Annotated in this window: 8 protein-coding genes and 1 pseudogene; 6 read left to right on the forward strand and 3 right to left on the reverse strand. The window is 48.3% G+C overall.

The genetic code is table 11. The annotated features are described in order from the left end of the window. Positions 1 to 258 precede the first annotated feature (258 nt). Positions 259 to 1,479 (forward strand): geranylgeranyl reductase, encoded by a 1,221-nt coding sequence (gene chlP, locus ACE1CM_RS28405; RefSeq protein ID WP_374882212.1) that lies wholly within the window; start codon positions 259 to 261, stop codon positions 1,477 to 1,479. Positions 1,480 to 1,648: 169 nt separating this feature from the next. Here chlP and ACE1CM_RS28410 read toward each other — a convergent pair whose 3' ends face one another. Next, entirely contained in the window at positions 1,649 to 2,392 is a 744-nt protein-coding gene (locus ACE1CM_RS28410) for a response regulator transcription factor (protein ID WP_374882222.1), read from the reverse strand. Between the two features lie 427 nt (positions 2,393 to 2,819). Here ACE1CM_RS28410 and ACE1CM_RS28415 point away from each other — a divergent pair, with 427 nt between their 5' ends. The 4 genes from ACE1CM_RS28415 (at position 2,820) to ACE1CM_RS28430 (ending at position 7,102) form a co-directional block, all read left to right on the forward strand. Further along, positions 2,820 to 4,160: an alpha/beta hydrolase fold domain-containing protein gene (locus tag ACE1CM_RS28415; protein ID WP_374882213.1), complete on the forward strand. Its 1,341-nt coding sequence runs from the start codon at positions 2,820 to 2,822 to the stop codon at positions 4,158 to 4,160. Then, positions 4,147 to 5,118: an SDR family NAD(P)-dependent oxidoreductase gene (locus tag ACE1CM_RS28420; RefSeq protein WP_374882214.1), complete on the forward strand. Its 972-nt coding sequence runs from the start codon at positions 4,147 to 4,149 to the stop codon at positions 5,116 to 5,118. Before ACE1CM_RS28415 ends, ACE1CM_RS28420 begins: the two co-directional genes overlap by 14 nt. 18 nt (positions 5,119 to 5,136) lie before the next feature. Further along, positions 5,137 to 5,934, forward strand: coding sequence for an SDR family NAD(P)-dependent oxidoreductase (locus ACE1CM_RS28425; protein WP_374882215.1), 798 nt, complete (start codon positions 5,137 to 5,139; stop codon positions 5,932 to 5,934). A 100-nt stretch (positions 5,935 to 6,034) separates the two neighbouring features. Next, entirely contained in the window at positions 6,035 to 7,102 is a 1,068-nt protein-coding gene (locus tag ACE1CM_RS28430; protein ID WP_374882216.1) for a YheT family hydrolase, read from the forward strand. Between the two features lies 1 nt (position 7,103). On the opposite strand, the gene ACE1CM_RS28435 is transcribed toward ACE1CM_RS28430, so the two are convergent. Both ACE1CM_RS28435 and ACE1CM_RS28440 read right to left on the reverse strand, forming a co-directional pair. Continuing rightward, positions 7,104 to 7,343, reverse strand: coding sequence for a hypothetical protein (locus ACE1CM_RS28435; protein ID WP_374882217.1), 240 nt, complete (start codon positions 7,341 to 7,343; stop codon positions 7,104 to 7,106). Between the two features lie 55 nt (positions 7,344 to 7,398). Then, entirely contained in the window at positions 7,399 to 8,502 is a 1,104-nt protein-coding gene (locus ACE1CM_RS28440; protein ID WP_374882218.1) for a YihY/virulence factor BrkB family protein, read from the reverse strand. A 235-nt stretch (positions 8,503 to 8,737) separates the two neighbouring features. On the opposite strand from ACE1CM_RS28440, the pseudogene ACE1CM_RS28445 reads away from it, so the two are divergent. Continuing rightward, a pseudogene (locus ACE1CM_RS28445) lies at positions 8,738 to 9,289 on the forward strand (SDR family oxidoreductase). Positions 9,290 to 9,448 lie beyond the last annotated feature (159 nt).

The raw sequence follows: 9,448 nt of genomic DNA on the forward strand, positions 1-9,448 counted from the left end.
CCAGGGCGATCTCAGTGAAAGTGCTGATGAATACTAGCTTTCGTTAATTTTACTTAAGCAGAAACTTCATAAATTTCCCGTAAAGACAGCTGCGGGCAAAGTGCATCGAGCATTCCCCAGTCTCCAGTTCCCGGTTGTATCTTAAGAAGTGTTAAAGTCTGTAGCAATTTCTTCATATCCAGCCCAGTCAGTGCCAACCAGACTCAAACTCCGTGATACCATCTCACCTTGTAGCTTGAAGCGATTGGGAGAAAACCTTTGTCACTACGGGTTGCTGTTGTAGGAGGGGGACCAGCGGGTTCCTGTGCTGCCGAAACGCTTGCCAAAGCTGGAATTGAGACGTATTTAATCGAGCGCAAGCTGGACAACGCCAAGCCCTGTGGCGGAGCGATTCCCTTGTGCATGGTGAGCGAGTTCGACCTACCGCCGGAAATTATCGACCGGCGGGTGAGAAAAATGAAGATGATCTCGCCGTCGAATATTGAGGTTGATATCAATCTAGAAAAAGAAGAAGAATATATCGGCATGTGCCGTCGCGAGGTGCTGGATGGGTTCCTGCGCGATCGCGCAGCCATTCTCGGCGCGCACCTAATCAACGGCACGCTTTATAAACTCGATATTCCCACAAGCAATAACGGTGCTTACACTCTCCATTACGCCGACCACTCAAATGGCAGCATAGAAGGGGAGAATAAAACCTTACAAGTCGATCTGGTAATTGGTGCCGATGGAGCGAATTCCCGCGTTGCCAAAGCCATCGATGCCGGGGATTATAACTATGCGATCGCGTTCCAAGAGCGCATCCGCCTGCCAGAAGACAAAATGGACTACTACCAAGACCTGGCAGAAATGTACGTCGGTAACGACGTCTCCCCCGACTTCTACGCCTGGGTATTCCCCAAATACGACCACGTCGCTGTCGGCACCGGCACGATGAAGGTCAACAAAGCGATTATCAAAGACCTACAAGCAGGGATTCGCGCCCGTGCTGCCCGGAAACTGGTTGGCGGTAAAATTATCAAAGTCGAAGCGCACCCCATCCCCGAACATCCCAGACCCCGCCGCGTCGTCGGTCGCGTTGCCTTGGTTGGCGACGCCGCCGGATACGTCACCAAATCATCGGGTGAGGGAATATACTTCGCCGCCAAGTCGGGACGGATGTGCGCCGAAACGATTGTAGAATTTTCCAACAACGGCGCGCGCATTCCCACCTCAGACGAACTCAAAGTTTACCTGAAGCGTTGGGATAAGAAATACGGCATGACTTACGTGGTGCTGGATATCCTGCAACGGGTATTCTACCGTTCCGACGCCACGCGGGAAGCGTTTGTGGAAATGTGCGCCGACATGGACGTGCAGCGCCTCACGTTTGATAGTTACCTTTATAAGACGGTAGTGCCTGCAAATCCTTTGATCCAAATGAAGATTACTGCCAAGACGATTGCTAGCTTACTCCGAGGTAATGCCCTCGCCCCTTAATTTAAGAAACCCGGTTTTGCCAAAAAACCGGGTTTCTGTAGCAGTACCCTTTGATAATCAGATGCCAGGATTAGATGAACAATCTAATCCTGGCATTTTCTCCGTATAGTTAATCAATCATAAAAAATCATCACCTAAACATAAGCGGAATCTACGTGTAAATCCCGATCTATTCAACCGTCGAACCCACATCCGCCGCGGCTACTTGTTCCCGACTGGGTAACTCCAGACAGTAACCTGCACCGTAGACGGTCTTAATGTAGCGCGGGTGACGCGGGTCGGGTTCGAGCTTGGTTCTCAAGTGTCGGATATGCACGCGAATCGTTTCTATATCATCATCTGGGTCATAGCCCCAAACTTCCTTAAGAATTTCGCTGGGAGAAACGGTTTGACCGTGACGCTGAAGCAAGCAATGTAACAATTCAAACTCTAGGTGAGTCAGTTTGATCGTATGACCGAACCATAAGGCTTCAAAGCGTTCTGGAACCAGGGTCAACGGACCGTAATTCAGGATTTCGCTATGCTTGGCAGCTTGAGGAATGCGGTCGGTGCGTCGCAGCAGCGCCCTCACCCGTGCCAGCATTTCTTCGACTTCAAATGGCTTGGTGAGGTAGTCATCCGCACCGGCATTAAAGCCGTCCACCTTATTTTGAGTTTGGCCTAAAGCCGTCAGCATCAACACCGGGATATCTTTAGTCCGCTCATCCCGGCGCAGGCGCTGACAAACCGTGAATCCATCTACTTTAGGCAGCATCAAGTCTAAAATTATCAGGTCTGGCTGGATCTGGAGCGCCAACGCCTGACCTTTAATGCCATCTTCTGCTTGGCTGACATCGTATCCAGCCATTTCCAGGTTGACGGCTACTAATTCTGATATGGCACGATCGTCGTCGATAACAAGTATGCGAGGCATCATTAAACAGCTTTGAGTGAAGTTTTTTTAAGGTTCGATAAGGAACTGTTGCAAGTGGCAAAGTTTCCTGTACAGATTATAAGCACGATTCTAAAAAATTACTAAAATTGGTGGACTTTTGCTGACAGTTTGTACAGCTTTGCCGATAAAGCGCGAAGTACACTGCGTTTTTGGCGCAATTCGCCAGCAGTCCCTGAGCTGACTTGGTAGTTGCTCGAACTCGGATGGATCCGAAAGGGGGAAAATCCAGACTAGGCAATAGTTTCTGGCGTATGAGCGCCAAAAACTGCCGATTTGGTGCAGTATATTCCGTTTTTCTGGAGTAAAACTCTAATGATCGGGGTTTTGTCCCGTCACGCCCCTAGTAGTTGTCACGTGCAAAATGCCCCATCTTCCTTACTCTCCACCCAGGTGGCCCAGAAACGGTTTGGCAATAACGCTTGACAGCGCGCTGGGGGCAAGTCGCGACTGGGAAGCAACGCTACAAGACCCAGAGTTGAAACCGGGTAAGATGTCTAAACCCAACCGTCACAACGGCAAAAAGTTAGCCTTATTGGGGGCGTTTCTCGCTTCGCTGTTCGTCCCTTGGCTTCTGAGTGCAATCGGCTTATTTCTCAGCCTTTGGATTATCGTACCAGCGCCCACCTTTTTTCTGTTTCCTTTGACAGTAGGAGCTACAGAGCTAAGTCCTTGGCTCGCGAGTGGGAATGCGATCGCACTCGTATTAGCTATCTTGAGACTACAGCCAACCGGGCTTTCTACTATCCCCTTGCTTTGCAGCCTCCTGGCTCTATGGCTGAGTCTACTCCCCCTAATCCAATTGCCCGCAACCAATGCACAGATAGCTACCCAAATGCAAACGGTTCTGGGGAAAGATTATTTAGCGGCAGTTCCTGCATCTGAACGGGAAAAACTACGTTTTCACCCCTTTGTCCTAGCAGATGCCTTTTTCTCGATTCCCATTGGCGAAGTTCGCATTGACCGAGGTATTGTATTTGCTAACCCGGATGGGGTGGAACTGAAACTGAATGTTTACCGACCCCCAAAAATAGGGAGATACCCCACCCTGGTTACCATTTACGGGGGCGCTTGGCAAGCAGGCAGTCCCGATAGCGATGAGACATTCAGTCGCTACATGGCAGATCGGGGTTATACCGTTGTTACTATTGATTATCGCCATGCGCCTCAATATCGCTTTCCAGCTCAACTTGAAGATGTAAGTGCTGGTCTATCCTATATTCAAAGCCATGGGGAAAAATTAGAAGTGGATAGCGATCGCATTGCTGTCATCGGGCGATCGTCAGGTGCCCATTTAGCCATGCTAACTGCTTATCATCCCACTACAATCCCCGTGCGGGCAGTAGTAAACTACTATGCGCCAGTTAACCTCACCGAAGGATACTACGATCTGCCCTTTCCAGACCCTCTCGACGTCCGTGCCATCCTGCGGGCTTTTTTGGGAGGAACCCCAGACGAACTTCCAGAAGTTTACCGCAAAGCATCTGCCATCAGTTACGTCAAACCTAATCTTCCCCCCACTTTGCTCGTCTATCCAGGTCGCGACCACATTGTCAAGGCCAAGTTTGGACGCCAACTCTACGAGCAATTGCAAGCAACTGGAAATCTAGCAATTTGGCTGGAAATTCCCGGCGCCGAACACGCCTTTGATCCAGTTTTCAATGGCGTGAACAATCAATTAGCTTTATACTACACAGAACGCTTTCTCGCTTGGTGTTTGAAGTCTGAAAAAAATTATGAAACCGCTTGAAGGCAAAGTCACATTAGTTACAGGTGCAACGCGGGGTCTAGGCAAGGGAATTGCGATTGGACTGGGTGAAGCAGGCGCAACAGTCTATATTACGGGTCGCAGTCTTAACACCTCCCAAGATGATATCTCAGGCAGTCTCATAGAGACGCAAGCACTTGTCGAATCAGTCGGTGGCGTTTGTATCCCGATCCAAGTAGACCATAGCGACGACGAGCAAGTAAGTTTGCTGTTCCAGCGCATCCAAGATGAGCAGGGACAGCTTGACTTGTTAGTGAATAATGCTTACGCAGCAGTGCAAGCGTTAAAGAATAGTTACGGCAAACCATTCTGGGAATGCGACCTCAGCTTATGGGATAAATGCAATAACGTCGGTCTTCGCAGCCACTACATCGCCAGCGTATATGCGGCTCAAATGATGACCCAGCGCCAGCAAGGACTGATTTGCACCATCTCCTCTTGGGGGGGGCTATCGTATATTTTCGGGGTTGCCTACGGGGCGGGCAAGTCCGCGTGCGATCGCTTAGCTGCTGATATGGCTCTTGAGCTAAAGCCCCATAATGTAGCCTCGCTCTCGATTTGGCCTGGAATTGTCGGCACTGAACATATCTCCCTTTTGGCAGATGAAATGAATGCCAGCAATGTGCATGACCAAGGCAGCGCCGCGATCCGAGAGCGTTATAACTGGGAAACGCCCTTACTGACGGGACGTGCGATCGCAGCTTTAGCCGCAGACTCCACGGTGATGCGTCGGACAGGTCGGGTGCAAATTGTCGCAGAACTGGCACAAGAATATGGATTGGTAGACCAAAATGGCGAAAGTCCTGTCTCGTTACGCTCTCTGCGTTTCCTGCTACCCTCTGCCTTACCAGCACTGAGAAAGTATGCCGGACTCGTGCCCGATCTTAAGATACCTTGGTGGCTGTTACTTTTAACCATACTCAGGTCGCCTAAAATTTGAGCTGCTACCAAACAGAAGATGACCCAATTACAAAATGCAGTAGTACTAATTACAGGTGCTGCGGGAGGATTTGGACAAGAACTCACCCGACAATTATTGATGGCGGGTAGCCGATTAATCCTGACCGATTTAGAGCTAGATATTCTGCAAAAACAAGCTGAAACTATTCAATATGAAGTCAAAACGGGTGAGATAATCGCTGGCATCGCCGCCGATCTGTCTTCTCTAGAAGGCTGTCAAACCCTTTACCAGCAGGTAAAAGCCTTGGGTATCCCCGTTGATGTTTTAATTAACAATGCTGGGATCGGGTTGTTCGGACGCATGGATGAAGTTCCTTTGGCAAAATGGGAACAGTTGATGCAAGTAAACCTCCTGACTCCAATGCGATTAAGCGCCATGTTTGCATCTGATATGATTGCCCGTAAAAAAGGTCATATTGTCAATATTTCATCCCTCGCCGGGTGGATAGCACCAGCGGGAATGGCGCATTATAGTGCGAGTAAATTTGGCTTGCGGGGGTTCAGTGAAGGGCTATTAAATGAAGTCAAAGCTTATAATGTTAAAGTGACGGCTGTTTATCCTTTTTTCAGTCGCACTCCTATTTTGCAATCAGAAAGTTATGGTACTTTAGCTCAGGGGTTAGAGGGTATTCCAGAACGGTGGGTAACTGACCCGGCGAAAGTGATGCGCCAGACTATTAGAGGAATTATACAGGATCGCTCCGAGGTATTTCCGGATGCGATCGCTCAAATCACCCAGGTGCTAAAACGCTATTTCCCGGGTTTGATCGGCTGGCTTTTCGAGGCTTGGCAATAGTTTCCGGCGTTTGCACCCCAAAAGCTTCAGATTTTGTGAAAAATTTTCAGTTTTTCTCAATTCAAACTATCATGATTGGCGTTTCGTCCTTACCTGCAAAATGTCCCATCTTCCTTACTCTCCACCCAGGTGGCTGAGGAACGGTCTGGCAATAACGCTTTACAGCGCGCTGCGGGCAAGTCGCAACTGGGAAGCAACCCTACAAGACCCAGAGCCGCCTTATCAGGAGAAAATCTTTACAGGTGCTGGCGGTGTGCCGATTTTTGGCATTGTTGCCATCCCAGACAACCCGCGCGGCACAATTGTCGGCACTTATGGAATTACCGGCTCTCTGGATAACCAGTGGTTTCTGAGACTGCTGGGACGCAAGGCGTTTGCTAAGGGTTATGCGGTGGTTTTATTTGACTGGAGGGCCCACGGTAAAACAGCGGTTTTATCTCCCACCTTGACTTCCGATGGCTTGTACGAGGGAGAAGATTTTGTTTGCATTGCTGCCGAGGCGAAGGCGATGGGTTGTCCTGCACCCTTTTGGTTTACCGGGTTTTCTTTGGGGGGACAGCTGGCGCTTTGGGGAGTGAAACCACCAGGGGAAAATCTCTTCTCACCGGGACTTGTTCCCCATTTCCCACTCACTACTGAAGATATTGCTGGTGCGGCGGTAATTTGTCCCAGTTTGGATTCTAATCGTTCGCTTTCTTATTTAGTTAAGCATCCGGTAGGGAAGTATTTGGAGCGAGCGATCGCGCGCGCACTCAAAAAACTAGCATGGCGGCTGTACAATCTTCACCCAGAGGCAATCGACCCCGCTGCCATCGAACGGGCGAACAGCATAGCCGATTTTGACCGCGAACTGGTAATCGAACGTTTGGGTTTCCCATCGGTGGAAGCTTATTACCAGGCAAGTAGCGCCCTGCCCATCTTGCCCCATTTAAATAAACCCACGCTAATTATCTACGCCGAAGACGATCCTTTATTTGACCCAACCCTCGTACCCGACTTAAAAGCAGCTTGTGCCAGCAATCCCCACATCGACTTGATGCTAACTCGTTATGGCGGTCACGTAGGCTACATCAGTAGCAAAGCGAACCAACGCCAAATGCAAGATACCGATGCTTGGTGGGCGTGGAATCGAATTTTAGAATGGTGCGATCGCTTTGCTACATTGTGAGCTATTCTTTTTCCTCTTCTTTGGGTACAAAGCTAGTCCCGTGCTGGGTGACTAGATACTCTCCATCTGACTGCATAACGACTATCCGAACATCATCATCCTCACCCTCTATATCGTCAACGATATCAAGCTCGTTGGAGTTCTTGAGCGCTTCAATCGCTTTGGGATCTCCTTGCTGTGCGAGTAATGTAAGCAAATTGTGAACGGTTTGATGAACCGATCTGGAAACTGGTTCTGACATAGCGTTTTCCTATTGAACAAGCGATCGTTGTCCAGTTAACGATCGTATTACAAAATTATCTTGTTTTGCTTTTCCCACTTAGGCGTCGGAGAAACCCTTGCCATCGGGAACGTTTAGACCTGCGTCGATCTACTCGTCTGCTGCGGTTATTCTGTCCCCCATCCTCAATATCCGATCTGTGGGGTATTCCTTGTTGGGCGCGGGTTTCCTCTGTAACGGTTACGGCATGTTCATCCGGTACAATTTGAGAGCCAAATTTTCTGGCGTAAACTTGGGTAAACTCCGCGCCGAAAAATAAAATTTGAGCTGCATAGTAAACCCAAGCCAGGATAACTACAAGCGATCCAGCAGCACCGTAAGTCGAGCCAAAACTGCCATTTCCCAGATACGCACCCAACAAAAACCTGCCGATACTGAACAGCACCGAGGTAATCGCCGCCCCAATTAAAACATCTCCCCAAGTAATTTTGGCATCGGGAAGAAATTTAAACATCATTGCGAACAGGAACGTAGTAACGCCGAACGAGATGATAAAATTGCCAATTCGCCACATCACGTCAAAACCGGGTAACAAACCGCTGAAATAGCTGTTAATTGCTGCCAAAACCGCGCTAATAATTAGGGAAACCAGCAGTAAAAAGCCAATGCCCAATACCATTGTGAAGGACAAAATGTTTTGGCGAATAAAGCCTTTGACAGGGAGTCCAGGCTTTGGCTGCACTTCCCAAATTGTGTTGAGGGCATCTCGCAGTTGAGAAAATACCCCCGTAGCCCCAAATAACAGAGCAACGATACTGATAAGCGAAGCAATTGTCCCGGTGGCGGGCTTGTTTGCATTTTCAATTGCCGTTTCGATGACTTGGGCGCCACTTTTGCCAACCAAACCTTGAATTTGCCCGACTATTTCGCCTCTGGCTGCTTCTTCACCGAATATACTGCCTGCGATCGCGATCGCAATAATCAACAGCGGTGCCAGGGAAAAAATCGTGTAATACGCCAACGCCGCCGCCAATCGCGACGCTTTATCCTCGTTCCATTCATCAAACGTTTCTTTTAGCAATCCCCCAATTGTTTTAAAATTCAGACGCGCTGCTTTTTTACCCGACTGAAACTCCTCGGTTGGGTGGCTATCTGATGGGTTGGAAGTGCGTTGCGGCATTGTTGATTAATCTAGCAATCAGTTTAAGCTTTTGCCTTTTTATTTTTTACTACTCCCAACCAAGTCAGGTCATCTCTCTTAAGGTTGACTGCCCCTTGCCTCTAAAAATTCTATCTTTAGACCGAATTACGAATTGATTCGCTTAGGCTTTAATTAAACTTGGGTATTTAATAAAAAAATTCAATTACCTATTACCCATTACCTATTACCCATTACCCATTACCTATAAATAATTATGCAACTTGTAGGTAAAGTAGCGCTAATTACGGGAGCCGGATCTGGAATTGGTAAGGCGGCGGCAAATTTGCTAGCCAAAGAAGGCGCTAAAGTAGCCGCGTTAGGAAGAACAGAAGGCGATATTAATAAAACTGTTGCCCAGATTGAAGATAATGGCGGCTTTGCCATGCCGATAGTCGCCGATATTTCCCAACCAGAGCAGATGCAACAAGCAATCGAAAAAATTGCAGATCGATGGGAAAGAATTGATATTGTATTTGCCGATGCAGGAATTAATGGCGTTTGGGCAACCATCGAATAATTAACGCCCGAAGCATGGGATAAAACTTTAAAATTCAATCTTAAAGGGACATTTTTAACCGTTAAATATGGCGTACCTTACTTGAAAAAACAAGGCGGAGCGGTAATTGTTACCTCATCGGTTAACGGCACGCGCATGTTTAGCAATACGGGTGCTACCGCCTATGCTTGCTCTCAAGCTGCTCAAGTAGCTTTTACTAAAATGATAGCGCTAGAACTTGCCGAACATCGGGTGCGGCCAAAACACTAGACATCCGAAATCCAAAAGGAAATCAAGTGAGTTGGCAAACCAAGGTAAAGTCGCTGAGTTTCATAAGATACGCAGACGACTTTGTAGTCATACACGAAGATATAAACGTGGTGACTCAATGCCAAAAGATAATATCCGAATGGCTCAAAGGAATGGGAC

This window comes from Microseira sp. BLCC-F43 (assembly GCF_041929235.1).
In the GTDB taxonomy this organism is placed as follows: Bacteria; Cyanobacteriota; Cyanobacteriia; order Cyanobacteriales; family Aerosakkonemataceae; genus Microseira.